The sequence below is a fragment of the Mycobacterium sp. NPDC003449 genome (genome assembly GCF_053588415.1).
On record NZ_JBSFPX010000001.1, the window covers coordinates 1 to 24,894 of the forward strand.

General features: G+C 67.5%; 26 protein-coding genes and 1 pseudogene. 23 read left to right on the top strand and 4 right to left on the bottom strand.

Annotated features, from left to right (window positions below; translation table 11 throughout):
* Window positions 1-202, bottom strand: a pseudogene (locus ACWDTP_RS00005) (hypothetical protein); the annotation flags it as partial.
* Between the two features lie 23 nt (window positions 203-225).
* Here ACWDTP_RS00005 and hisN point away from each other — a divergent pair.
* The 4 genes from hisN to ACWDTP_RS00025 all read left to right on the top strand — a co-directional run bounded on the left by hisN (window position 226) and on the right by ACWDTP_RS00025 (window position 4,873).
* Window positions 226-1,008 carry a histidinol-phosphatase gene (gene hisN / locus ACWDTP_RS00010; protein ID WP_450015283.1) on the top strand — a complete coding sequence of 261 codons (783 nt, stop codon included), beginning with the start codon at window positions 226-228 and terminating at the stop codon, window positions 1,006-1,008.
* 99 nt (window positions 1,009-1,107) lie between these two features.
* Window positions 1,108-2,514, top strand: a complete 1,407-nt coding sequence (locus ACWDTP_RS00015) for an acyl-CoA dehydrogenase family protein (protein ID WP_450015285.1) — start codon at window positions 1,108-1,110, stop codon at window positions 2,512-2,514.
* A gap of 39 nt (window positions 2,515-2,553) precedes the next feature.
* Window positions 2,554-3,771, top strand: coding sequence for an acyl-CoA dehydrogenase family protein (locus ACWDTP_RS00020; RefSeq protein WP_450015287.1), 1,218 nt, complete (start codon window positions 2,554-2,556; stop codon window positions 3,769-3,771).
* 103 nt (window positions 3,772-3,874) lie between these two features.
* Entirely contained in the window at window positions 3,875-4,873 is a 999-nt protein-coding gene (locus ACWDTP_RS00025; protein ID WP_450015288.1) for an oxidoreductase, read from the top strand.
* A gap of 89 nt (window positions 4,874-4,962) precedes the next feature.
* Here ACWDTP_RS00025 and ACWDTP_RS00030 read toward each other — a convergent pair whose 3' ends face one another.
* Window positions 4,963-5,940: an esterase family protein gene (locus tag ACWDTP_RS00030; protein ID WP_450015290.1), complete on the bottom strand. Its 978-nt coding sequence runs from the start codon at window positions 5,938-5,940 to the stop codon at window positions 4,963-4,965.
* A gap of 447 nt (window positions 5,941-6,387) precedes the next feature.
* Between ACWDTP_RS00030 and ACWDTP_RS00035 the strand changes: the two genes are divergently transcribed.
* The 9 genes from ACWDTP_RS00035 (at window position 6,388) to ACWDTP_RS00075 (ending at window position 15,017) form a co-directional block, all read left to right on the top strand.
* Window positions 6,388-7,563 carry an acyl-CoA dehydrogenase family protein gene (locus ACWDTP_RS00035; protein ID WP_450015292.1) on the top strand — a complete coding sequence of 392 codons (1,176 nt, stop codon included), beginning with the start codon at window positions 6,388-6,390 and terminating at the stop codon, window positions 7,561-7,563.
* Between the two features lie 19 nt (window positions 7,564-7,582).
* Window positions 7,583-8,170, top strand: a complete 588-nt coding sequence (locus tag ACWDTP_RS00040) for a GrpB family protein (protein ID WP_450015294.1) — start codon at window positions 7,583-7,585, stop codon at window positions 8,168-8,170.
* A gap of 84 nt (window positions 8,171-8,254) precedes the next feature.
* The gene (locus tag ACWDTP_RS00045; RefSeq protein WP_450015296.1) at window positions 8,255-9,355 is read left to right on the top strand and encodes a homogentisate 1,2-dioxygenase; all 1,101 of its coding nucleotides are present in this window, start codon (window positions 8,255-8,257) and stop codon (window positions 9,353-9,355) included.
* Window positions 9,355-10,545 (top strand): alpha/beta fold hydrolase, encoded by a 1,191-nt coding sequence (locus ACWDTP_RS00050; RefSeq protein WP_450015298.1) that lies wholly within the window; start codon window positions 9,355-9,357, stop codon window positions 10,543-10,545. Before ACWDTP_RS00045 ends, ACWDTP_RS00050 begins: the two co-directional genes overlap by 1 nt.
* Window positions 10,546-10,633: 88 nt before the next feature.
* Window positions 10,634-11,836 (top strand): CaiB/BaiF CoA transferase family protein, encoded by a 1,203-nt coding sequence (locus ACWDTP_RS00055; protein ID WP_450015300.1) that lies wholly within the window; start codon window positions 10,634-10,636, stop codon window positions 11,834-11,836.
* On the top strand, window positions 11,833-12,450 hold the full coding sequence (locus ACWDTP_RS00060) for a TetR/AcrR family transcriptional regulator (protein WP_450015302.1): 618 nt from the start codon (window positions 11,833-11,835) through the stop codon (window positions 12,448-12,450). The genes ACWDTP_RS00055 and ACWDTP_RS00060 overlap by 4 nt, the downstream gene beginning before the upstream one ends.
* A gap of 19 nt (window positions 12,451-12,469) precedes the next feature.
* A complete protein-coding gene (locus tag ACWDTP_RS00065) occupies window positions 12,470-13,714 on the top strand; it encodes an acyl-CoA dehydrogenase family protein (protein ID WP_450015304.1) in 1,245 nt (414 codons plus the stop codon).
* Complete coding sequence (locus ACWDTP_RS00070; protein ID WP_450015306.1) at window positions 13,711-14,676, top strand: phosphotransferase family protein; 966 nt, start codon at window positions 13,711-13,713, stop codon at window positions 14,674-14,676. Before ACWDTP_RS00065 ends, ACWDTP_RS00070 begins: the two co-directional genes overlap by 4 nt.
* Window positions 14,673-15,017 carry a DUF6285 domain-containing protein gene (locus tag ACWDTP_RS00075; protein ID WP_450015307.1) on the top strand — a complete coding sequence of 115 codons (345 nt, stop codon included), beginning with the start codon at window positions 14,673-14,675 and terminating at the stop codon, window positions 15,015-15,017. The genes ACWDTP_RS00070 and ACWDTP_RS00075 overlap by 4 nt, the downstream gene beginning before the upstream one ends.
* Before the next feature lie 5 nt (window positions 15,018-15,022).
* Here ACWDTP_RS00075 and ACWDTP_RS00080 read toward each other — a convergent pair whose 3' ends face one another.
* A complete protein-coding gene (locus ACWDTP_RS00080; RefSeq protein WP_450015309.1) occupies window positions 15,023-15,592 on the bottom strand; it encodes a helix-turn-helix domain-containing protein in 570 nt (189 codons plus the stop codon).
* Window positions 15,593-15,780: 188 nt separating this feature from the next.
* Here ACWDTP_RS00080 and ACWDTP_RS00085 point away from each other — a divergent pair, with 188 nt between their 5' ends.
* From ACWDTP_RS00085 to ACWDTP_RS00095, 3 genes are read left to right on the top strand one after another with little or no spacing between them, the layout of a single operon-like run.
* The gene (locus ACWDTP_RS00085) at window positions 15,781-16,950 is read left to right on the top strand and encodes an FAD-dependent monooxygenase (protein WP_450015311.1); all 1,170 of its coding nucleotides are present in this window, start codon (window positions 15,781-15,783) and stop codon (window positions 16,948-16,950) included.
* A 1-nt stretch (window position 16,951) separates the two neighbouring features.
* Window positions 16,952-18,607 carry an amidohydrolase gene (locus ACWDTP_RS00090; protein WP_450015313.1) on the top strand — a complete coding sequence of 552 codons (1,656 nt, stop codon included), beginning with the start codon at window positions 16,952-16,954 and terminating at the stop codon, window positions 18,605-18,607.
* Window positions 18,608-18,652: 45 nt separating this feature from the next.
* Window positions 18,653-20,077 (top strand): purine-cytosine permease family protein, encoded by a 1,425-nt coding sequence (locus tag ACWDTP_RS00095; RefSeq protein WP_450015315.1) that lies wholly within the window; start codon window positions 18,653-18,655, stop codon window positions 20,075-20,077.
* 7 nt (window positions 20,078-20,084) lie between these two features.
* Here ACWDTP_RS00095 and ACWDTP_RS00100 read toward each other — a convergent pair whose 3' ends face one another.
* The gene (locus ACWDTP_RS00100; RefSeq protein WP_450015317.1) at window positions 20,085-20,714 is read right to left on the bottom strand and encodes a class I SAM-dependent methyltransferase; all 630 of its coding nucleotides are present in this window, start codon (window positions 20,712-20,714) and stop codon (window positions 20,085-20,087) included.
* A 61-nt stretch (window positions 20,715-20,775) separates the two neighbouring features.
* Here ACWDTP_RS00100 and ACWDTP_RS00105 point away from each other — a divergent pair, with 61 nt between their 5' ends.
* From ACWDTP_RS00105 to nuoD, 7 genes are all read left to right on the top strand, one after another.
* Window positions 20,776-21,186 carry a nuclear transport factor 2 family protein gene (locus ACWDTP_RS00105; protein WP_450015319.1) on the top strand — a complete coding sequence of 137 codons (411 nt, stop codon included), beginning with the start codon at window positions 20,776-20,778 and terminating at the stop codon, window positions 21,184-21,186.
* Window positions 21,183-21,308 carry a hypothetical protein gene (locus ACWDTP_RS00110; RefSeq protein WP_450015321.1) on the top strand — a complete coding sequence of 42 codons (126 nt, stop codon included), beginning with the start codon at window positions 21,183-21,185 and terminating at the stop codon, window positions 21,306-21,308. Before ACWDTP_RS00105 ends, ACWDTP_RS00110 begins: the two co-directional genes overlap by 4 nt.
* A gap of 64 nt (window positions 21,309-21,372) precedes the next feature.
* Window positions 21,373-21,771 carry an Rv3143 family two-component system response regulator gene (locus ACWDTP_RS00115; RefSeq protein ID WP_450015323.1) on the top strand — a complete coding sequence of 133 codons (399 nt, stop codon included), beginning with the start codon at window positions 21,373-21,375 and terminating at the stop codon, window positions 21,769-21,771.
* A gap of 174 nt (window positions 21,772-21,945) precedes the next feature.
* The gene (locus ACWDTP_RS00120; protein WP_450015325.1) at window positions 21,946-22,314 is read left to right on the top strand and encodes an NADH-quinone oxidoreductase subunit A; all 369 of its coding nucleotides are present in this window, start codon (window positions 21,946-21,948) and stop codon (window positions 22,312-22,314) included.
* On the top strand, window positions 22,305-22,859 hold the full coding sequence (locus ACWDTP_RS00125; RefSeq protein WP_450015327.1) for a NuoB/complex I 20 kDa subunit family protein: 555 nt from the start codon (window positions 22,305-22,307) through the stop codon (window positions 22,857-22,859). Before ACWDTP_RS00120 ends, ACWDTP_RS00125 begins: the two co-directional genes overlap by 10 nt.
* The gene (locus tag ACWDTP_RS00130) at window positions 22,856-23,551 is read left to right on the top strand and encodes an NADH-quinone oxidoreductase subunit C (protein ID WP_450015329.1); all 696 of its coding nucleotides are present in this window, start codon (window positions 22,856-22,858) and stop codon (window positions 23,549-23,551) included. Before ACWDTP_RS00125 ends, ACWDTP_RS00130 begins: the two co-directional genes overlap by 4 nt.
* Window positions 23,551-24,888 carry an NADH dehydrogenase (quinone) subunit D gene (nuoD, locus tag ACWDTP_RS00135; protein WP_450015331.1) on the top strand — a complete coding sequence of 446 codons (1,338 nt, stop codon included), beginning with the start codon at window positions 23,551-23,553 and terminating at the stop codon, window positions 24,886-24,888. The genes ACWDTP_RS00130 and nuoD overlap by 1 nt, the downstream gene beginning before the upstream one ends.
* Window positions 24,889-24,894: the final 6 nt, after the last annotated feature.

Sequence of the window (24,894 nt, forward strand, 5' to 3'; positions counted from 1 at the left end):
GTTCGTTGACCGTCGGCCCGTTGATCACGCCCGTGATGGTGACGAACTGCTCCCCCTCCACATCGGGCCGCGGGCTCACGCCGGTCACCAGGAGCGTGCCGTGGACCACGTCGTTGCCGACGCCGCGGCGCCGCATGATCCGCGGGGCCAGCACCAACACCAGGGCGCCCACCATCAACAGAAGTATGCCGAGTTCCCACACCCTGTCATGGTAGGACTGCTGCCATGACGACCCACGCAGAAGACTTGACATTGGCACTGGCGCTGGCCGATCAGGCCGACGCGTTGACCATGGACCGGTTCGGGGCGATGGATCTGCGGGTCGAGACCAAACCAGACCTCACCCCGGTCACCGACGCCGACCGCGGCACCGAGGAGGCGCTGCGCTCCGCGCTGGCGAAAGCCCGCCCCGGCGACTCGGTGTTCGGTGAAGAGTTCGGCGGGACAACGGCTTCCAGCGGCAGACAGTGGATCATCGACCCGATCGATGGAACCAAGAACTTCGTCCGAGGGGTGCCGGTGTGGTGCACGCTGATCGCGCTGCTCGAGGACGGCGAGCCGGTGGTCGGCGTGGTGAGCGCACCCGCGCTGGCGCGGCGCTGGTGGGCCGGGCTGGGCCAGGGCTCCTACGGCTCGTTCGGTGCGGCGACCCGCAGGCTCGCGGTGTCGGGGGTGGGCGATCTGGCGTCGGCCAGCCTGTCGTACTCCGATCTGACCACCGGGTGGGAGGACCGTCGGGAACGCTTCGTGGAGCTGACCGACGCGGTGTGGCGGGTCCGCGCCTACGGCGACTTCTGGTCCTACTGCATGGTTGCCGAGGGCGCCGTCGACATCGCCTGCGAGCCCGAGGTGAAGGTGTGGGACATCGCGCCCCTCGACATCCTGGTCCGTGAGGCCGGGGGCCGGTTCACCAGCATCGACGGCACGGCCGGACCGCACGGCGGGAGCGCGCTCGCCACCAACGGCCGGCTCCACGAAACCGTGCTGACCAGGCTTTCCGCCGGCTGAGCCGGGCTAGGACGGATGTGAAGTTGATTACACCCGCTGCTGATCTTACTCCGGAGTAAGATACGGTCAGATCGTCGCCACGACCAACAGAGGCAGCTGATGACCAACACTTTGCCGTCCAAGAATGGCTCCGAAAACCGTCCCTCGCGCCCCGGCCGGGAAAGCGCCGTGGGCCTGCACAAGCACAAGCGGTCAGCGACCGATATCGGGTTGGCGCTGATCACCCCGATCGTCGGCCAGGAGTTCCTGGATCGCTACGGCCTGCGTGACCCGCTCAATCGCGGCCTGAAATACGGTGTCAAGCAAGTCTTTTCGACCGCGGGCGCGGCCACCCGGCAGTTCCAGCGGGTCCAGGGCCTCGGTAAGGCCCCGACCCGCCTGAAGGCCAGCGGTGCCGACTACTTCGACCTGACCCTCGACGACGACCAGAAGATGATCGTCGAGACCGTCAACGAGTTCGCCGAGGAGATCCTGCGGCCGGCCGCCCATGACGCCGACGCCGCCGCGGCCCACCCCGCCGACCTGATCGCCAAGGCCGCCGAGCTGGGTATCACCGCGGTCAACGTCCCCGAGGATTTCGACGGCATCGCCGAACACCGCAGCACCGTCACGAATGCGCTGGTCGCCGAGGCCCTGGCGTACGGCGACATGGGTCTGGCGTTGCCGATCCTGGCGCCCGGCGGGGTCGCGTCGGCGCTGACCCACTGGGGCAGCGCCGATCAGCAGGCCACCTATCTCAAAGAATTCGCGAGCGAGAACGTCCCGCAGGGTTGTGTGGCGATCGCCGAACCGCACGCGCTGTTCGACCCCACGGCACTCAAGACCACCGCGGTACGCACCCCGAGCGGCTACCGGCTGTCCGGGGTGAAATCGCTGGTGCCCGCCGCCGCCGATGCCGAACTGTTCATCGTGGCGGCACAGCTCAACGGCAGGCCGGCGCTGTTCATCGTCGAGGCTTCGTCGCAGGGACTGACCGTCAAGGCCGACCCGTCCATGGGTGTCCGCGCGGCCGCGCTCGGCCAGGTCGAACTCGACAATGTGGCGGTTGCGCTGCACGCCCGGCTCGGCGAAGACGTCACCGACCAGGAGCACGCGCAGAACTATTCGGAGGCCATCGCGCTGTCCCGGCTCGGCTGGGCCGCGCTGGCCGTGGGCACCTCACACGCGGTGCTCGACTACGTCATCCCCTACATCAAGGAGCGCGAGGCGTTCGGCGAGCCCATCGCCCACCGGCAGTCGGTCGCGTTCATGGCCGCCAACATCGCCATCGAACTGGACGGTCTGCGGCTGATCACCTGGCGCGGCGCGGCGCGCGCCGAACAGGGTCTGCCGTTCACCCGTGAGGCCGCGCTGGCCCGCAGGCTCGGCACCGACAAGGGCATGCAGATCGGCCTGGACGGCGTGCAGCTGCTGGGCGGTCACGGCTACACCAAGGAACACCCGGTGGAGCGCTGGTACCGCGATCTGCGGGCCATCGGCGTCGCCGAGGGTGTCGTAGTCATCTAGTCCAGCGGTCAATCCTTTATCCGAGCTGAAAGACTAATCATGGCAATCAATCTGGAAATGCCCCGCAAGCTCGCGGCGGTCATCGAGAAGGGCCACCAGGGCGCCGCCGAGATGCTCCGCCCGATCTCGCGCAAATACGACCTGGCCGAGCACGCCTACCCCGTCGAGCTCGACACACTGGCCAACCTGTTCGAAGGCATCTCGGGCGCCAAGACCATCTCGTTCGCGGGCGCGGAGGCGTTCGCCGGCGCGGCCGACGACGGCAAGAAGGCAAACGTCAACGGCGGCAACATGTCGGCGCTGCTGAACGCGCTGGAGATCAGCTGGGGCGACGTCGCGCTCATGCTGTCGGTCCCCCGCCAGGGCCTCGGCAACGCCGCGATCTCCTCGGTGGCCACCCCCGAACAGCTCGAACGGCTCGGCAAGGACGTGTGGGCCGCGATGGCCATCACCGAGCCCAGCTTCGGCAGCGACTCGGCGGCCGTGTCGACGACCGCCGTGCTCGACGGCGACGAGTACGTGATCAACGGCGAGAAGATCTTCGTCACCGCGGGTTCGCGGGCCACCCACATCGTGGTGTGGGCGACGCTGGACAAGTCGCTGGGCCGGGCGGCGATCAAATCGTTCATCGTGCCCCGCGAGCATCCCGGCGTCACCGTGGAACGCCTCGAGCACAAGCTCGGCATCAAGGCCTCCGACACCGCGGTGATCCGGTTCGACAACGCCCGCATCCCCAAGGACAACCTGCTGGGCGATCCGGAGATCCACGTGGAGAAGGGTTTTGCCGGGGTCATGGAGACCTTCGACAACACCCGGCCGATCGTGGCCGCCATGGCCGTCGGCATCGCCCGCGCCGCCCTGGAGGACCTGCGCACGATCCTCACCGAGGCGGGCGTCGAGATCTCCTACGACAAGCCGGCGCACGCGCAGAGCGCCCCTGCGGCGGAGTTCCTGCGCATGGAGGCCGACTGGGAGGCCGGCTACCTGCTCACGGTGCGTTCGGCGTGGCAGGCCGACAATCGGATTCCCAACTCCAAGGAAGCCTCGATGGGTAAGGCCAAGGCCGCCAGGGTGGCCAGCGACATCACCCTGAAGGCGGTCGAGATGGCCGGAACCGTGGGCTACTCGGAGCAGACACTGCTGGAGAAGTGGGCCAGGGACTCGAAGATCCTCGACATCTTCGAGGGCACCCAGCAGATCCAGCAGCTGGTGGTGGCGCGGCGCCTGCTCGGCCTGTCCTCGGCCCAGCTGAAGTAGCGCGCTTCCTGCCGCGAGTTCTCTCGCCGAGCAGACGCCGAGGTACCCCGGAATGCCCGTTCCGGGGTGCTTTGGCGTCTGCTCGCGCAACTAGGGTGAGCGGGTGGATACCTTTCGGGCGCTGGTGGCGCGACAGCACGACGACCGCATCGAGGCGACGGTCGAGACCCTCGACGAATCGGCGCTCCCGCCCGGTGACGTGACCATCCGGGTGCTGTACTCCAGCGTCAACTTCAAGGACGCGCTCGCGGTGACTCCCAAAGGCGGCGTGGTGCGCGACTATCCGATCGTCCCCGGCATCGACCTGACCGGTGAGGTGGTCACCTCGCAGTCATCCGAGTTCGCGGCCGGCGACCTGGTGCTGGCGCACGGCTATCAAATCGGCACCGGACACCACGGCGGCTACGCCGAATACGCTCGGCTGCCCGCCGATCAGCTGGTCGCGCTGGGTGCCCTGACCCCGAGGGAGGGCGCGGCGATCGGCACGGCCGGTTTCACCGCGGCGATGAGCGTGCAGGCCCTGCTCGACCGGGGCACCACACCCCATGACGGTCCGGTGGTGGTGACCGGCGCGACCGGCGGTGTCGGCTCGGTGAGCGTGGACCTGCTGGCCGCGGCCGGATTCGAGGTGGTGGCCTCCACCGGCAAGGCCGACCGGGCCGATCAGCTGCGGTCGCTGGGCGCGGCCGAGGTGATCGGCAGGCTGCCCGCCGATCCCGACGCCAAACCCCGGCCCCTGGCCAAGGCGCAGTGGGCCGGGGCGGTGGACTGCGTGGGTGGAGCGACGCTCGCCGACGTGCTCAGCACGCTGCGCTACGGCGCCGCGGTGGCCGCCAGCGGGCTCACCGGAGGCGTCGCACTCAACACCACGGTGATGCCGTTCATCCTGCGCGGCGTCGCGCTGCTGGGCATCGACTCGGTGCAGCTGCCGATCGCGCCCCGCCGGGCGCTGTGGGATCGGCTGGGCGGTCCGCTCAAACCACGCCACCTCGACGACATCACCCATGAGGTCGACGTCAAGGACGTGGCGGGCGTGCTCGACGAGGTGCGGGCGGGCCGGTACTCCGGGCGGGCGGTGGTGAAGGTCGCCGGCGGCTTCTAAACACCGCGACCTCGTTTCGCGAGCAGACACAAAACTGCCCCAAATCCGAGGATTTGGGGCAGTTTTGTGTCTGCTCGCGGGGAGAACTCTTAGCCGAGCACCCGCTGCAGGTCGGGGATCATGGCCTGCAGCTCCCGGCCCCAGTACGCCCAGTTGTGCGTGCCGTTGTCCGGGAAGTTGAACACACCGTTGGTACCGCCCGCGGCGAGGTAGTTGTCGCGGAAGGTGATGTTCGTCTTGATGGTCAGACCCTCGAGGAAGGTGGCAGGCAGGTCGCCGCCGCCGAGCTCGTCGGGCTGGCCGTTACCGCAGTAGATCCAGATACGCGTGCCGTTGGCGACGATCTTGGGAATCTGCACCATCGGGTCGTTGCGCTTCCAGGCGCTGTTCGGATCCTCGGTCTTGCCCCACATGTCGTCGGCCTTGAAGCCACCGGCGTCGCCCATCGAGATGTTGATCAGGAACGGCCACCAGCCCTCGGACGGGTTCAGGAAGCCCGACATCGATCCGGCGTAGATGAACTGCTCGGGGTGGTAGACCGACAGCGTCAGCGCGGCGGAGCCGGCCATCGACAGACCGACGGCGGCGCTTCCGGTGGGCTTGACGCCCCGGTTGGCCTGCAGCCACTGCGGCAGCTCGCTGGTCAGGAAGGTCTCCCACTTGTAGGTGACCGTCGGACCCTTGTTGCGGGCCGGTGCGTACCAGTCGGAGTAGAAGCTCGACTGTCCGCCGACCGGCATGACCGCCGACAGACCGGAGTCGAGGAACCACTCGAACGCCGGGGTGTTGATGTCCCAGCCGTTGAAGTCGTCCTGCGCCCGCAGGCCGTCGAGCAGGTAGACGGCGGGCGAGCCGTCGCCACCGCTCTGGAACTGGATCTTGATGTCGCGGCCCATCGACGGCGACGGGACCATCAGGTACTCGACCGGCAGGCCCGGACGGGAGAAGGCTCCCGCGGTTGCCGATCCGCCGGCTACGGCGATCAAGCCAGGCAGCAACACGGCTGCCATAGCCGCGACCGATATCCGGCGCGCCCAACGGCCACGAATCTTGTCAATGAAGGTCATACTGCGAGTCCATCCGTCTTCCGGTCAATTGCGCCAAGGGCGCGATCAGAAATCATCAAGCGACCCGCGGCGATTCGTTTCGCCGCGTGGTCGCGCCCGCTCGACAGAGCCCGGTGCCTCAGAGAGCGGACCGAGAGAATTCAGTTGTTGCGCCTTGAGTAAATCATGGCGCTGCAATAAGAGAAAACTCGCCGCGCGCCGAACGGCCACATACTCGCCGGGAATAAATAGTGGGGACGCCGTCGTTCAGCGACCCCGCGCAGACCCTTTAGCTGCGAAAACAGCCTCCGCGACACGATAGCGCAGCCCGCCCGTCCGATGCCCGACGTCATTGTCTGTTCACAATCGGTGTCCAGAGGGTTATCCGATCGTCGCCAACCGGCCGCCGCAATGGTCCGGCGCCGCCGAGATACTTTCCATACAAAAAAGTATGTTAGTTTTCCGGGCATGACCTCCCCCAGCACCGTGGAATCGGCCATCGGCGCCGAGTTCGTGTCCCGTCTGGCCGAACGGGCCGCCGAAGCCGAGGAACTGCGTCGGCTCCCCGACGCGACGCTGGCCGACCTGACCCGGTCCGGCTTCACCGACCTCCTCGTGCCCGCGCGGTACGGGGGCCAGGAGGCCGATTTCCCGGCGATCCTCGATCCCGTCCGGCGGATGGCGCACGGCTGCGCGTCGAGCGCGTGGGCGATCGGCTTCTACGCACTGCACAACTGGATGCTGGCGCTGTTCGACGAAAGGGCCCAGGCCGAGGCGTATGCCACCCGCCCGTTCCTCGCCCCGGCCCCGCTCGCTCCCACCGGACGCGGCGTCCCCGCCGACGGCGGCGTGCGGTTGAGCGGCCGATGGTCTTGGGCGACCGGCGTCATGCATGCGAACTGGATCATGGTCGGCGCGCTGTGCGGCGCCGAGGACGATCCGGCCGGGATCTACCCGGCCCTGGCCCTGCTCCCCGCCGACGTGATCGGCGTCGACGACGTCTGGCACACCGACGGCATGCGGGCCACCGGCTCCAACGACGTCGTCGTCACCGACGTCTTCGTCCCCGAACACCGACTGGTCCGGGTTCTCGACATCTACTCCGGCACCGCGCCCGGGGCCCGGCTGCACACCCGCGCCACCTACCGCTGGCCGATGGTGCCCGCCCTGGCCCTGTTGGCCGCGATGCCCGCCCTCGGAAGCGCCGAGCGCGCCGCCGACGTCTACGCGCAGCGCCTCGCCGAACGGGTGATCGCCTACGAGGGGGTCAGCCAGAAGGACAAGCCGGCCGCCCAGGCCCACCTCGGCGAGGCCCGAGTCCGGCTGCGGGCCCTGCACGGCCTGCTCGCCGACACCGTCGGTCAGATCGAGCGGGTGCTCGGCGCGGGCGATCCGGTGTCACGCGAGGAGCGCGGGCAGGCTCGGCTGGCCGCCGCCCACATCGTCCACGAATCGCAGGCGGTGATCGCACTGCTGCTGGGCGCGTCGGGAGCCAGCGCGCATTTCCTGACAAACCCGCTGCAGCGGATCAAGCGCGACGTCGACGTGTTGTCGGGTCACGTCATCTTCGATTACGACACCAGCCGCGAGCTCGCGGGCGCACTGTCGATCGGCCTGAAGATCTCGCCGATCGCGATGGTCTGACGCCACTAACCTGGGGCGGATGCCGACCCCGGACCAGATCACCCGGCACCACGACCCCGATCCCGACGTCAGCCCCTGGGTCGACGGGCCGCCCCCGCCCGAGGTCGTCGAGCTCGTGCCGTACGACCCGCGGTGGCCGGCGCGCTACCGCGCCCTGGCCGAGGCCATCCGGGCCGCACTGGGACCTCGTGCGCTGGACCTCGACCATGTGGGTTCGACGTCGGTGCCCGGCCTGGCCGCCAAAGATGTCATCGATATCGATCTCACCGTGGCCGATCCCCGCGCCGAGGCGGCATACCTGCCGCCCCTGCGGGCCATCGGCTACCGCCTGACCATTCGCGAACCCGGTTGGCACCAGCACCGTTGCCTGCGCCTGGACGATCCGAGGGTGAACCTGCACGTCTTCGGCCCCGACTGCCCCGAAACGATCCGGCACCGGCTGTTCCGGGACTGGTTGCGCGGCCACCCCGAGGACCGGATCCGCTATGAGGACGCCAAACGTTCGGCGCTGCCGGGTGGCGGGCACGTCATGGACTACAACTTCCGCAAACAGCCGGTCGTCCGCGAGATCTACGACCGGATATTCCGGGCCGACGGTCTGCTGTAACGGGGTCTTGTCAGCGTCAATAATCAAAAGTAACGTCACTTTCAGTTTTTGGTTCCCCTCCCCGACACCGCCAAGGAGCCCGGCATGGAATCCTTCGTCCACTTACGCAAAGGCAGAACCCCGAAACGGGTGCACGCCGACCTCGGCGAGATCGGCGGTCTCAAGGACGACGAACTCGGCCGTGGCGGCTTCGTCGGCCGCACCGCCAACATGTACCGGCGCAACGATCCGACCGCGTACCGCACGGTCGGACCGCTGCGTCCCACCGATGTGCTGTCCTCGGAACTCAAACCCGCCGACGCCACCGACCCCGACGCCGGTCCGCTGCTGATGTTCGCCAACGCCGACTGCCGGGTGCTGTTGAGCCGGCGCGCCGCGCAGATGCCGTTCTTCGTCCGTTACGTCGACGGTGATCTGCTGCTGTTCGTGCACAAGGGTTCCGGCCTCCTGGAAACCGAATTCGGCCCGCTGCGCTACCGCGAGGGTGACTGGGTGTACCTGCCCAAGGCCTGCACCTGGCGCCAGATCCCCGACAGCGAGAGCACGTGGCTGATGATCCAGGCCACCGATGACTTCCGGGTGCCTCCGCCGGGCACCCTCGGCCGGCATTTCCCGTTCGATCCGGCGCAGGTCACCATCCCGGAGCCGGCCGCCATCGACGATGACGGCAGGGACGAGTACGAGGTCAGGCTGATCCACGAAGGAGGTCCGACTTCGCTTTTCTACCAACATCATCCACTGGACGTGGAGGGCTGGCGAGGCGACAATTTCCCGTTCACCTTCAATATCGAGGACTACACCGTTATCACCTCCGAGAGCGTGCACCTGCCGCCGACGGTGCACCTGTTCATGCAGGCCACCGGCGTCTACGTGATGAACTTCCTGCCCAAACCCGCCGAAGGCGTCCCGGGGACCGAACGCACACCGTGGTATCACCGCAACGTCGATTACGACGAGATCGCGTTCTTCCACGCCGGGTCGCTCTACGGGATTCCGATGCCCCCTGGGCTGGTTTCCCATGCGCCGCAAGGGGTTCACCACGGCGCACCGGAAAAGGCGCGCGAACGCGCCCGCCGCAAATTCGACGAGTACGACCGGGTCGACTGGTCGGTAATCGCCATCGACACCCGCCGCCGGCTCACCCCCTCCGCCGAAATTCTCGCCAACGACCTGGGGCAGCACTGATGACCACTGTCGACCAACCCGTCAAGCACTCCTATGACCGCATCCCGTATCTGGTGGCCTACCAGAACAACTCGGCGGTGCGCGATGTGTACGGCGGAGTCGCGGAGCTGGTGGTGCTGGAGAGCTACCTGTTGCGGCCCCAGGAAAAGCCTTCGGACACGGTCCTGGTGTTCATGCACCCGATCGGCGGCGGCGCCTATCTGCCGATGATCAACGCGCTGGCCCGCGCCGGGCACCATGTCATCTACTGCAACAGCCGGTTCCGTGGCACCGATTCGGCGCTGCTGATGGAGAAGGTGGTCGAGGATCTCGGCGAGTGCATCAAAGACGCCAAGAACCGGCTCGGCTACGACAAGGTGGTCCTGGCCGGGTGGAGCGGCGGCGGCTCACTGTCGGTGTTCTACCAGCAACAGGCGCAGAACCCGACCGTGAGGTCCAGCCCGTCCGGTGACGGCCCCGACCTCACCACGCTTGGCCTGATCCCGGCCGATGCGGTGCTGCTGCTCGCCGCGCACATCAGCAGGCACGGCACCATGACCGAGTGGATGGACGCCTCGATTCTCGACGAAAACGACCCGTCCAAACGCGACCCCGAGCTGGATCTGTACAACCCGGCCAACCCGAACCAGCCGCCGTACACGCCGGAGTTCCTCGACCGCTACCACCAGGCCCAGATCGCCCGCAACCGGCGGATCACCAAGTGGGTCAAGCAGAAACTCGCCGAACTCTCCGCCCAGGGCAGACCCGATGACGAGTTCGGGTTCGTCGTGCACGGCACCATGGCCGACCCGCGCTGGCTGGATCCGACGGTCGATCCCAACGAACGCACCCCCGGGCAGTGCTATCTGGGCGATCCTCAGGTGGTGAATATGAGCCCCGTGGGTCTGGCCCGGTTCTGCACGCTGCGCAGCTGGCTGTCGCAGTGGAGCTATGACGACGCCAACGGCGACGCGGTCAAGGCCGGTCCCGATATCGCGGTGCCCACGCTGGTGATCGGCAACCTGGCCGACGACGCCTGCACGCCGAGTCACACCCGCCGGCTGTTCGAGGCGATCGGGCATCCGGACAAGGAGATGTACGAGATTTCCGGCGCCAACCACTACTACTCGGGGCCGGATCAGCGCGGCACGCTGCGACAGGCCGTCGGGATCTGCACGGATTGGCTGCACCGTCACGGATTCTCGCTATGAGACGTCTCTGCCGAGCAGACACAAACTCGCCCCTTTGGCGGCAAAACCGGGCCAGTTTGTGTCTGCTCGCGATAGAAAGGGGCCGGAGATGAGCACCGGGGCGCTGGACGGCATCAGGGTGCTCGAGCTGGGCACCCTGATCTCGGGGCCGTTCGCGGGCAGGCTGCTCGGCGATATGGGTGCCGAGGTCCTCAAGATCGAGCTGCCCGCCACCCCGGATCCGCTGCGCACCTGGGGACAGGCCGAACTTGACGGGCACCACTTCTTCTGGACCGTGCACGCCCGCAACAAGAAAGCCGTCACCCTGGACCTGCGCGCCGAACGCGGCCGGGAACTGTTCCTGGAGCTGATCGAACGCTCCGATGTGATCGTGGAGAACTTCCGGCCCGGCACGCTGGAAAAGTGGAACCTCGGCTATGACGTGCTGCGCGAACACAATAAGGGCATCATCCTGGTTCGGGTGTCCGGCTACGGCCAGACCGGGCCCGACGCGGGCAAGGCCGGCTACGCCTCGGTCGCCGAGGCCACCAGCGGGCTGCGGCACATGAACGGTTTTCCCGGTGGCCCTCCCCCGCGGCTGGCCCTGTCGCTCGGCGACAGCCTGGCCGGGATGTTCGCCGCCCAAGGGGCGCTGGCCGCGCTGTACCGGCGCAGCGTCACCGGCGAGGGTCAGGTGGTCGACACGGCGCTCACCGAGAGTTGCCTGGCCATCCAGGAATCCACCATTCCCGATTACGATGTGGGCGGTGTGGTGCGCGGGCCGTCGGGCACCCGGCTGGAGGGCATCGCACCGTCGAACATCTATCAGAGCGCCAACGGCAGCTGGGTGGTGATCGCGGCCAATCAGGACAGCGTGTTCGGCCGGCTGTGCGCCGCGATGGGCCGCCCCGAACTCGCCGGCGACGATCGCTTCGTCAATCACGTTGCCCGCGGCCGCAATCAGGATGAACTGGACAAACTGATCGGCGACTGGGCCGCGCAGCGCCAACCCGACGAGATCATCGAGACGCTGTCGCAGGCCGGGGTGATCGCCGGGCCGATCAACACCGTCGCCGAGGTGGTCACCGACCCGCAACTGCAGGCTCGCGGCATGATCGCCGATCACTTCGACGAGCGGATCGGACGCGCCGTCAAGGGCCCCGGCGTCGTTCCGGTGCTTTCCGAATCCCCCGGCAGCGTCCGTACCGCCGGATCGGCCCGTCCGGGACAGCACAATGCGGAGATCTACACCGGTCTGCTCGGATTGTCCGCCGACGAGGTCGAAACCCTGCGCGCCGAGGGGGTGCTGTGACGGCCGCGTCGGACACGCTCACCCCCAAGGGCAGGCAGACCCGCGCCGCGATTGAACTCGCCGCCCGGAAATTGTTCGCCGAGCGTGGTTTTCACGGAACCACCTTGGCCGACATCACCTCGGCGGCCGGAAAATCCTCTGCGGTGTTCTACCGGTATTTCGACGACAAGGAGGACCTGTTGGCCGCGCTGGCAGAGTCCTTCCTGCATGACATCGTGGCACCGTCCGGGACGCGGGTGCCACTTCCGCAGTCACCCGAAGATGACGAGTACTTCACCACCGTGGTTACCGGCTACTGGAATCTGTTCAAGCAGAACATCGGGATCATGATAGCCGTGGCCCAACTCGGCGCCACCCAGCGACGGTTCGCCGAGGTGCAGAACGAGTTCCGGCGTTTCGGCATCGACATCGTGGCCGCCTCGATCCGCCGGGCCCAGGCGCAGGGGCACGCGCAGGATCTCGACGTCGAGCACACCGCCACCGCCATCGCGCTGCTGTTCGAGAACTTCACCGTGGTGATGGTCGGCGGCCCCGGTGTCGGCGGGCCGATCAGCGACGCGGATGCCGTCGCGACGCTGTCCACCATCTGGAAGAAGACCCTGTACGGCCGTTGACGTCAGAAAGAGGATCACCGTGGATTTCTCGCTACCACAACACCTACCGGACCTGCTCGCCGAGATGGACGAATTCATCGAAGCACAGATCAAACCACTTGAGCGCGAACATATCCAGTACTTCGACCAGCGGCGGGAATACGCCCGCACCGACTGGGACAACGGCGGCACCCCGGCCAGGGCATGGGAGGACCTGCTCGACGAGATGCGCAGGCGGGCCGATGCGGCGGGCTGGTTGCGCTACGGGCTGCCTGCCAGGTTCGGTGGCCGCGACGGCACCAACATCGACATGGCGGTCATCCGCGAACATCTGGCGCACAAGGGTCTCGGCCTGCACAACGATCTGCAGGACGAGTCGTCGATCGTCGGGAATTTCCCCCAGGTCATCATGATGGACCGCTTCGGCACTGAGACGCAGAAACGGGAATGGACCGAGGCGCTGATCACCGGCAGCCGTTCGATGGCATTCGGACTCACCGAGCCGGCACACGGCTCGGACGCCACCTGGATGGAGACGACCGCGGTGCCCGACGGCGACGGCTGGCTGATCAACGGCGCCAAACGCTGGAACACCGGGGTGCACCGCGCCACCCACGATCTCGTCTTCGCACGGACGTCCGGGACGGCCGGGCAGGCTCAGGGCATCACGGCGTTTCTGGTGCCCACCGATGCCCCCGGCTTCAGCGTGCCGTTCTACTGGTGGACCTTCAACATGCCCACCGACCACGGTGAGGTGGTGCTCGACAATGTCCGGGTCCCCGGCGACGCGGTGCTCGGCGATGTCGACAGCGGTCTGGAGGTCGGACAGACCTTCTTGCACGAGAACCGGATTCGGCAGGCGGCCAGCAGCCTCGGCGCGGCCCAGTATTGCATCGACCGGGCTGTCGGGTACGCCAATGAGCGGGTCGTGTTCGGCAAGCCGCTGGCGGTCAACCAGGCCGTGCAATGGCCATTGGTGGAGCTGCAGACCGAGGCCCAGATGGTGCGATTGCTGGTGCGCTATGCCGCCACCCAGCTGGACCGTAACCACCACATGGAGGTCTCCGACAAGGTCTCGATGGCCAACTACCGGGCCAACCGGCTGGTCTGCGAGGCCGCCGACCGGGCCATGCAGGTGCACGGCGGCATCGGCTACAGCCGCCACGAACCGTTCGAGCACATCTACCGCCACCATCGCCGGTACCGAATCACCGAGGGGGCCGAGGAGATCCAGATGCGCCGGGTCGCGCAGCGGCTGTTCGGGTTCGGCAAGGCCAAGCGGTGACCGACGCGGCCGCGTTGGCGCGGGTGCTGGCCCCCGTCCTGGGTTCCGGTGTCACCGTCGAGAACCTGCGTGAGCTGACCGGTGGGGCCAGCCGGACCACATGGGCGTTCGACGCCGCCACCGGCTCCGCCCGCCGCGCCCTGATCCTGCGCACCGGGCCACCCGACGAGCTACACGCGAGCATGCGGCTCGAAGCCGGCGCGCAGCGCGCCGCGGCGGCCGCGGGCGCGCCGGTCCCCCATATCCTGATCGCCGACAATTCGGCCGCCGCCCTGGGCAATCCGTTTCTGATCTGTGATTTCATCGCTGGCGAGACCATCGTCCGACGGATTGCGCGACGGCTCGACGATGACGGCCGGGCCCACCTGCTGACCCGGTGCGCGCAGGCGCTGGCCGCGATCCACCGCGCCGATCCGCCCGACGATCCCGCCCCGGCCCGCCAGGATCAACTGGCCGAGTGGCGCCGCCAGCTCGACGAGATCGGGGACACCACAGCGACATTCGAGTGGGCGTTCCGCTGGCTGGCCGCGCACCGGCCCGCACCCTCGCCGGACCGGCTGGTCCACGGAGACTTCCGGATGGGCAATCTGATCGTCGACGGCAGCGATCTGGCGGCGGTGCTGGACTGGGAACTCGTCCACATCGGCGAGGTGTACGAGGACCTGGCCTGGTTCTGCATCCGCGCCTGGCGGTTCGGCGCCCCACCGAGCCGCGGGGCCGGCGGGCTGGGCGCCGTCGAGGACTTCGTCGCCGCCTATGAGGCCGCGGGCGGGGCTACCGTCGACCGCGGCGCCATCCACTGGTGGCTGGTGCTGGCCACGCTGCGCTGGGGGATCATCTGCCGGTACCAGGCCGAGCGCCACCTCAGCGGGCAGACCCGGTCGGTGGAGCTGGCCACCATCGGACGGCGGGTCGCCGAAACCGAGTGGGACCTGCTGGAGCTGTTGGAGGGCGCATCATGACCGGGCACTACGGGCGGCCCACCGCCGCCGAGCTGGTCGCTGCGGTGGCCGAATTCCTCGACACCGAGGTGCGCGAGAGCGAGGCCGTCGGCTCCTCGGTCAGTTTCCATGCCAGGGTCGCGGCCAACGCGCTGCGGATGGTCGAACGCGAGCTGCTCATCGGCGCCCCGGCCGCCGTCGGCCAGGCACTGACCGCCGTCGGGTTCGACACCGAGGACGCGTTGGCGGCCGCGATCCGGGCCGGCGAACTCGACGACCGACCCGAGGACGTCACCGCGTGCCTGCGCACGCTGGTGCGGCACCGGCTGACGGTCGCACACCCGGGGTATGAGGTCCAATAGCGCCGTCAGTACACCGGCGGTGACGTCACCCACAATGCCGTCGCCGGATCGGGCCCGGGATTGCGGTAGGAATGCGGGGATTTCGGATCGAGCATGAGCGCATCGCCGGCATCGAGGTGATGGCGCTCGGCGCCGACGCCGACATCGAGTTGCCCGGTCAGCACGACCACGCACTCCTCGTCGGCGGCGTGCGCATAGGGCTCCTTGCCCGATCCCTCACCCGCACCGATCACCGAATAGACGATCTGCATGGTCTTGGCGCTGGCCGGGGTCAGCAGGTAGTCCTCGTGGGATCCGGCCGGATGCGACATTCGCTTGCGCTCGCCGGCCCGCACCACACTGCCGACGGTCTCGGCCCCGACGAACAACGACGACAGGTTGGTCCCCAGCGCCTCGGCGATCCGGCTCAGAGACGCCATCGACGGATTCGCCACGCCCCGCTCGACCTGGGAGACGAAGCTCTCGGACACGCCGGCAGCGGTTGCCAGCTGCCGCAAGGTGACATCACCCGCCCGGCGGATCTGCCGGATACGCGCACCCAGAGCGGGTTCGCGTGCCGGATTCGCCTTCTTCACTGCCCCGCCTCCCGTCGCCTGCGTCAGCCACGAACTTAGCCCGCTACCGCCGTGCGGATCCGGCAGGCGTCCCGCAGTGGCTTCGAAAAACTCTCTGTTGCCAACGGCCGCGCGGGTCCCTATATTTCAACGAACTGAAGTCTTACTTCAGTTTCTACATAGTGATCACAGCGACGATGGGGAACAGAATGTCGGTGAAAGGCCATGTCGAGATCGCCGGGGCCGGTTTGGCCGGCCTGACCGCCGGGGCCGCGCTCGCGTCAAGGGGTTGGTCGGTCCGCATCCATGAGAAGGGCCGTGAGCTGCGCGAAATCGGCGCCGGCATCTATCTGTGGGAAAACGCGCTGCGCGCACTCGAAGTGATCGGCGCCTACGACGAGGTAGCCGCGGCCGGCGAACGCATCAGCAGTCCCGAACTGCGCGATCACCGGCATCGCCTGCTGCAGCGCGAATGGCTTCGCGACGGCAGGCTCTACACGATCCCCCGACGGACGCTGCACACCGCGCTGGTGAACGCGGCCCGCCAGGTCGGGGTGGAGATCGAAACGAACTCGTCGGTCGCCGGCGCGGCTCCACAAGGTGTACTGGAACTGGCCGACGGCACGTCGCTGTCCGCGGATCTGGTGATCGGCGCCGACGGTGTGCACTCGCGGGTACGGGAGGCTCTGGGGCTGACCCATCGAATGGTGAATCTGCGCGACGGGTGCGGACGCCACCTCATTGCGCGCACTGCCGAGGACCCGGTCAATGTCGTCATGGAGGAATGGAACGGTGGCCGCCGGATCGGCGTGGTGCCGTCGTCGGCGGAGTGGACCTATATCTTCCTGTGCGGTCCCGAATTCGATACCGCGAGCACCGAGCAACAGCCGTTCAACCGGGACACCTGGGTACGTTCCTTCCCGCATTTCCGCTCCCAGCTGGAACGGATCCCCGATATGCCAGAGGGCCGCTGGGCGGCCTTCTACGACATCACCACAACCGGCTGGTACCGAGGCCGCGCGGCGATCATCGGCGATGCCGCACACGCCATGTCGCCCAACTTGGGCCAGGCCGCGTGCATGGCCATGGTCAACGGCGTGGCGCTCGCCCAGGCGTTGGACCGCTATGACCTCGACACGGCCCTACAGGTCTGGGAACACGCCGAACGGCCGGTGACCAGACGCGTGCAGCGCTACTCGCGGGTGTACGGGAAAATCGGCACTCGCTGGCCGGGCCGCCTGCTCGACGCGCGTTCGGCACTGATCTGGTCGCTGGCCAAGGCACGGCCGGTACAACGCCGGATCCAGTTCGCAGCCAACTACTTTCCCGACCTCGACAGCGGACCCGGCATGGCCGAGACGGTACGGAGGTCCCGTTGAGATGACGACGCCCGCGGAACCATTCGTCATCACCGGCCGGATCACCACGGTCAGCGGAACCTCGGATGCGCAGGCGATCCTGGTGCGCGACGGCCGCATCGCCGAGGTCGGCGATGCCGGCCTGGCCACCAGGGCCGCACGGTCGGGCATCCCGGTCCGCGATGCGGGGCCGGGACTCGTCCTGCCGGGTTTCGTCGACCCGCATATGCATCTCCAGCATTTCGCGGTGGGAACCGGGCGGGGCGTGGACTGCCGGGTGCCCACCGTACGCACCATCGACGACGTCCTGGACGCCCTGCGCACTGGATTGACCGATATCGACGACGGTGATTGGCTGGTCGGCTACGGCAACCTGTTCTTCGACCAGAAGATCGCCGAACGCAGGCACCCGACCCGCACCGAACTCGACGCCGTCAGTGCCACCACACCGATCGCCCTGCACTTGGGCGGGCACGCGACCGTGCTGAACACCGTGGCGTTGCGGCTGGCCGAGGTGGAGCGGTTCATGGCGGGCGCCGCAGGAGGCTGGGGCGCACCGGTGGTTGAGCTCGACAGCTACGGCACACCAACAGGATTGGTCGCCGAGATCGATCCGATGCTGCCCATCCCGGCCTTGGCGCCCGAACGGATCGAGCAGTACATCGAGTCGGCGTACCACGACCGGTTCACCCGATTCGGCGTCACCACGTTCGGCGAGATGACGGAATCCGTCGAAGCCGCCGAATCGCTGGATCGACTCATCCACAGTGACCGCCTGCGTGCCCGCGGCGTCTTCTACGCCATGGTTCCCGCGGCGATGCCGCTGCCGGAGGCCGCCGAATGGGTTGCCGGCCATACCGACAACGCCGGTTCACACCGGCTGCGCGCCGGCGGGGTGAAGATGTTCGCCGACGGCGGATATTCGTCCCGCAACGCGGCCAGCCGGACACCGTACGTGCGCGACCACTCACCCCATGCCGGTTACCGCGGTCGGCTCAACCTCACATTCCCGCGCCTGCGGGAAGCGATCGACGTCACCCGGTCCAAGGATGTGCAATTGGCGGTGCACACCAACGGCACTCGCGCGCAGGACGAAGTGCTGGCCGCGATCAAGGACGCCGGGGACCCGATTGGGCACCGATCGATCCGGGTGGAACATCTCGGAAACGTTCTCGGCTGCGCCGACGACGTGACGGCATGGCGGACCGCCAACGTCATTCCGGTGCTGCAGCCCGCCTTCCTGCACAATTTCGTCGGCGATTACGTACCGATGCTGCTCGGCGATGCCGGGATGACCGGCCGGCTTGCGCTACGCACCATTCTCGATGAAGGAGTCGTTCCCGCCGCCAGCTCGGATGTGACACTCGGGGCCGAAGCCGAACAGTCCAATCCGTTGTTCGGCATCTGGTGCTGCTTGGCCAGGCAGAGCTACTGGGGCCGGCAGGTCGAACCCGAACAGCGGATCAGTTTCTCGGAGGCGTTGCGCCTGTTCACTTTGGAAGGCGCTCGCGCGCTCGGCCTCCAGGACGAGGTCGGCTCGCTGGAGCCGGGCAAGCGCGCCGATATGGTCGTGCTCGACCGAGACCCGCGCTCGGATCCCGACGAACTGCGCAGGGCCGTGGTCGATGCGGTGTACCTCGACGGTGTCGAGGTACACCGCCAACCCCAAAATCCCTGACCGATAACCATCCCGACAACGCTGTGCCCTGCAAAGGAGTGACCGATGACCTCACCATCACCTGACGGTGCCGGAATCAGCGGCATCGAGACCCGCTCGATCGACTGGATACCGCTCTCCGAGCGCCATGGCAAAGCCTGGCACCAGGGCCCGTTCTGGTTCAACGGCGGGTTCGTCCTGCCGTCGATGCTGATCGGATTCATCGGCCCCGGGCTCGGGCTGGGACTCGGCTGGTCGTTGCTGGCCGTGGTCACCGGCATGGCGTTCGGCACCGTGTTCATGGCGCTGCACGCCAATCAGGGGCCGCGCCTGGGTCTGCCGCAGATGATCCAGTCCCGGGCCCAGTTCGGCGCGCGGGGCGCGATCTTCCCGATGCTCGTCGCGGTGTGTATCTACGTCGGGTACAACGTTTTCCAGTTCATCCTCGTCGGTGAGGCCATCTCGGTGATGCTGCCGGGCGGAAAGATCTGGTACGTGGTGTGCGCGGTGGTGGCCACGGCGATCGCGATCATCGGGCATGACCTGCTGCACACCGTGCAGCGCTGGTCCAGCTATGTCATCCTGGTCATGTTCGCGATCTTCACCGTCGTGGCGATCATCCACCTGCCCACCGAATACGTGGCCAGGGACGGATTTCAGGTAAATGCGTTCCTACTCCAGTTCGCGGCTGCCGGCGGATACCAGATCAGCTACGCCATCTATGTTTCGGATTACTCACGCTATCTGCCTCAGCGTATTTCGGACCGCGCACTCATCGGGTGGACCTTCGTCGGCGGAACGGCGGGGGCCGCGTGGCTGGCCTGCCTGGGCACCCTGCTGAGTTCCTACATCCCCGATGCGGATCCGATCGCGGGCATCCATTCGACGGGTAATGCACTGTTCGCGGGGTTCGGGGTGCTGTGCGTGCTTGCGACGCTGCCACCACTGATCGGCACCAGCGCGGTGAACGGCTACGGCGCCATGCTCACCGGCGCGACCATCATCGACGGCATCCGTCACGTCCAGCCCGGAAGGAAACTGCGGGTGGTCGGCCTGCTGCTGGCCGGTGCGGCAGCGCTGCTGCTCAGCGTCGCCATGCCGGCCAACTACCTCGACGCGTTCACCACCTTCATCCACATCATGGGCTACTGCCTGGTGCCGTGGACCGCGGTCAACCTGATGGACTTCTATGTGGTGCGCCGCGGACGCTACAACATCGCCGACATCCTCAATCCGAGCGGACGCTACGGACAGTGGGCCTGGCGCGGCCTGACCGCGTACTTCGCCGGGTTCGTCGCGATGGTGCCGTTCTTCTCGCTGAGCTTCTATGAAGGGCCGGTAGCACGGGTCCTCGGCGGCGCCGACTTCTCCTTCGTCATCGGGCTGATCGTCTCCGGACTGGTCTACCTCGCCCTGTGCGGCAGAGATGCCGGTGGGCCATTGATGTCGGCCGCGGCGCGGCACCCGGGTGCGGTACCCACCCATCCCTAGCCGCCGCTCAGATCCGCCGGGCCCGGGCCAGCCAGGCCGGCTGGTCGACCGTGGTGCCGACGGGAAGCCCGACCCGTTCGACGTTGGCCGGGCCCACCACACCCCGGTAGGTCGTGGTGTCGAGGGCCTCCAGCGCCCATCCGTCGGTGAACGCCCCGCGGATGTCGGCCTCGCTGACCTCGGGCCCGAAACCGTCCCCGGCATCCGAGAGCGCCAGCACATGCACCGTCCCGCCGGGCACACACGCCGCGTGCAGGCTCGCGACGTACCTGGCCCGGTCGGCGTCGTCGAAGATGTGGAACAGCGCGCTGTCGACGATTGTTTCGTAGTGCGGGCCGTCCCCCAGCCGCATGGCATCGCCGACCGCGAATCGGGCGTCGACCGCGCGTTCGGCGGCATTCTCGGTGGCCTGGGCGATGGCGTGGGGCGAGAAATCGATGCCGAGTACGTCGTAGCCGAGGCGGGTCAGCAGCATCGTGTGTTCTCCGGTGCCGCAACCCACGTCGAGCACCTTGCCGCGGATCGATCCGCCACGCTCCAACTCGACGATGGCCGGCTGCGGCTCACCGATCACCCACGGGGCGGTCCTGGACTCGTAGGCTTCATCGAACAGGGAGAGTGCGGGTGTGTTGTCCATGTGCCCCAGTGTCCGGCCTCAAGGTCACTTGAGGTCAAGCCCCGTTCCCGGAGGAGGGCCGATGCCGGTGACCGACGCCGACGCGCACGATGAGATCGCCAACCGGCTGTTCGAGGCCATCGAACGCGGCGACAAGGCGCGCATCGCCGCCATGTGGGCCGCCGACGTCCTGGTCTGGCATTCCGGGGACACCCGCGACAACGCGCGGGCCCGGGCGCTGCGGGTCATCGACTGGTTCATCGATGCCACCGGCGAACGGCACTATCAGGTGCTCGACCGGCGGTTCTTCGACGGCGGGTTCGTCCAGCAACACGTCCTGCGGGCCACCGGCGGCAATGGCGCGTCGATCTCGCTGCGGGTCTGCATCGTCATCAAGGTGGGCGCCGACGGCCTGATCACCCGCATCGACGAATATTTCGACCCCAGAGACATCGAACCGCTGCTCACCGCACCCGACGTGGCGGAACGGTGACCGATCCGCACCGCGGCCCGGCGGCCGTGACCGGCGGGTTCGCCGAGGTCAGCGGCGACCCGCTCGGGATGGTCGGACCGGCAGCAGCACCGTCGGCCACCCTGGTGTTCATCCGGGACTGAAGCGGCCCAACCGAATTCACCGAGTTGTCCGGCCGGCGCTGTCGCACGCAGTAGCATCGGCACCATGTCCGGCCCCGCGCCGCTGCGCATTCTGGTGTACAGCGACAATCCCCGCACCCGCGAACAGGTGCGGCTCGCACTGGGCAAACGCGTGCACCCGGAACTACCCGAGCTCAGCTACGTCGAGATCGCCACCGCACCCATGGTGATCTCGCAGATGGACGCCGGCGGGTTCGATCTGGCAATCCTCGACGGTGAGGCGGCCCCGGCCGGCGGCATGGGCGTGGCCAAACAGCTCAAGGACGAGGTCGACGACTGCCCGCCGCTCCTGGTGCTCACCGGACGTCCCGACGACGCCTGGTTGGCCAACTGGTCACGCGCCGAGGCGGCGGTACCGCACCCGATCGATCCGATCCGGCTCGGCGACGCGGTGGTGTCGCTGCTGCGCACGCCGGTTCAGTAATCTCTCAGCCAATTTCACTGTAGCCGTTAGCTATTGACGGCATGGCTGTACGCGAAGCGTCGTGCTGCTCCAATACGAAACGATACTAACCAAAATGAGTGGCGCAGGCCCCAAACCTCGCTAGGCTGTGGGTTAGCTCACATGGACAGCCACCGAGGGAGCGACCAAGCGGCAATGAATCTGTACACGCCCATCCTGGTTCTCGGAGCGATCGCGGCCGTTTTCGCCGTGGGATCGGTGGGTATCGCGCTCCTGATCGGCCCACGCCGCTACAACCGGTCCAAGCTGGAAGCCTACGAATGCGGTATCGAGCCGTTGCCGCCCGGATCGGCCGGTGCCACCGGGCAGCGGATGCCGATCCGCTACTACCTGATCGCGATGTTGTTCATCGTGTTCGACATCGAGATCGTCTTCCTCTACCCGTGGGCGGTGGCGTTCGACAGCCTGGGCCTGTTCGCGCTGGTGGAGATGTTGCTGTTCATGCTGACGGTGTTCGTGGCATACGCCTATGTGTGGCGGCGAGGGGGCCTGAATTGGGATTAGAGGAACGGCTGCCGGGCGGGATCCTGCTCTCGACGGTCGAGACGGTCGCCGGATACGTGCGCAAGGGGTCGTTGTGGCCCGCGACATTCGGCCTGGCCTGCTGCGCGATCGAGATGATGTCAACGGCGGGACCGCGCTTCGACATCGCCCGCTTCGGCATGGAACGGTTCTCGGCGACCCCGCGGCAGGCCGACCTGATGATCGTGGCCGGCCGGGTCAGCCAGAAGATGGCGCCGGTCCTGCGCCAGATCTACGACCAGATGGCCGAACCGAAATGGGTTTTGGCGATGGGCGTCTGCGCCTCGTCGGGCGGCATGTTCAACAACTATGCGGTGGTCCAGGGCGTCGACCACGTGGTGCCGGTCGACATCTACCTGCCGGGGTGCCCACCCCGCCCGGAGATGCTGCTGCACGCAATCCTCAAGCTGCACGACAAGATTCAGCAGATGCCGCTCGGCGTCAACCGCGCCGAGGCGGTCCGGGAAGCCGAACAGGCCGCACTCTCGGTCACCCCGACCATCGAACTCAAGGGGCTGCTGCGGTGACGCCGACCAACGGGACCACCAACGGAACCGGCGACACGCCCGAGGTGATCGGGGTGCGTCACGGAATGTTCGGCGCCGCCGGATCCGGCGACACCTCCGGGTACGGCCGTCTGGTCCGCCCGGTGGCGCTGCCCGGCAGCTCACCGCGGCCGTACGGCGGCTACTTCGACGATGTGGTCGACCGGCTCGCCGAAGTCCTTGGCGAGGAGCGCTACGCCGTCTCGGTCGAACGGGTCGTGGTCTACCGCGACGAATTGACCCTGGAGATCAGCCGGGTCCAGCTGCCCGCGGTGGCCAGCGTGCTGCGCGACGACCCGGCGCTGCGATTCGAACTCTGCCTCGGGGTGAGCGGCGTGCACTACCCCGACGACGACGGTCGCGAGTTGCACGCGGTGTACCCGCTGATGTCGATCACGCACAACCGGCGGATCAGGTTGGAGGCGGCGGCACCCGATGCCGATCCGCACATCCCGTCGTTGTATGCGGTCTATCCCACCGCCGACTGGCACGAACGGGAGACCTACGACTTCTTCGGCATCGTCTTCGACGGCCACCCCGCCCTGACCCGCATCGAGATGCCCGACGACTGGGTGGGCCATCCGCAGCGCAAAGACTATCCGCTGGGCGGAATTCCGGTGGAGTACCACGGCGCCCAGATCCCGCCGCCCGATCAGCGGAGGTCCTACAACTGATGAGCACATCGACCATCCCACCCGACGGCGGTGAAACCGTCGTCGTCGTCGGCGGCGCGGACTGGGACCAGGTGGTGGCCGCGGCCCGGTCGAGCGCGGCCGCCCAGGCCGGCGAGCGGATCGTGGTCAACATGGGGCCGCAGCACCCGTCCACGCACGGCGTGCTGCGGCTGATCCTGGAGATCGAGGGCGAGATCATCACCGAAGCCCGCTGCGGTATCGGCTACCTGCACACCGGGATCGAGAAGAACCTGGAGTTCCGGAACTGGACCCAGGGCGTCACCTTCGTCACCCGGATGGATTACCTTTCGCCGTTCTTCAACGAGACCGCCTACTGCCTCGGGGTCGAGAAGCTGCTCGGGGTCACCGACGATATCCCCGAGCGCGCCAGCGTGATCCGGGTCCTGCTGATGGAGCTCAACCGGATCTCGTCGCATCTGGTGGCACTGGCCACCGGCGGTATGGAACTGGGCGCGATGAGCGCGATGTTCTACGGCTTCCGGGAGCGCGAGGAGATCCTGCGGGTCTTCGAAGCGATCACCGGGCTGCGGATGAACCATGCCTACATCCGGCCCGGCGGGTTGGCCGCCGACCTGCCCGAGGACGGGCTCGCCCAGATCCGGGGACTGCTCGAGCTGCTGCCGAACCGGCTGCGCGACCTGGAGGATCTGCTCAACGAGAACTACATCTGGAAGGCCCGCACGGTCGATGTCGGCTATCTGGATCTCACCGGATGCATCGCGCTGGGTATCACCGGTCCGGTGCTGCGCTCCACCGGCCTGCCCCATGACCTTCGCAAGTCGCAGCCCTACTGCGGCTACGAGACCTACGATTTCGACGTCATCACCGATGACCGCTGTGACTCCTACGGCCGGTATCTGATCCGGGTCAAGGAGATGCGGGAATCCCTCAAGATCGTCGAACAGTGCGCCGACCGGCTCGAGCGGCTCGGCCCCGGCCCGGTGATGATCGCCGACAAAAAACTCGCCTGGCCGGCCGATCTCAAGCTCGGGCCGGACGGGCTTGGCAACTCCCCCGAACACATCGCCAAGATCATGGGCCGCTCGATGGAAGGCCTGATCCACCACTTCAAGCTCGTCACCGAAGGCATTCGGGTGCCGGCCGGACAGGTCTACGTCGCGGTCGAGTCCCCCCGCGGCGAACTCGGCGTGCACATGGTCTCCGACGGCGGCACGCGGCCGTTCCGGGTGCACTACCGCGACCCGTCGTTCACCAATCTGCAAGCGGTGGCGGCCATGTGCGAGGGCGGAATGGTGGCCGACGCGATCGCCGCGGTGGCGTCGATCGACCCGGTGATGGGCGGGGTAGACAGATGATGAGCT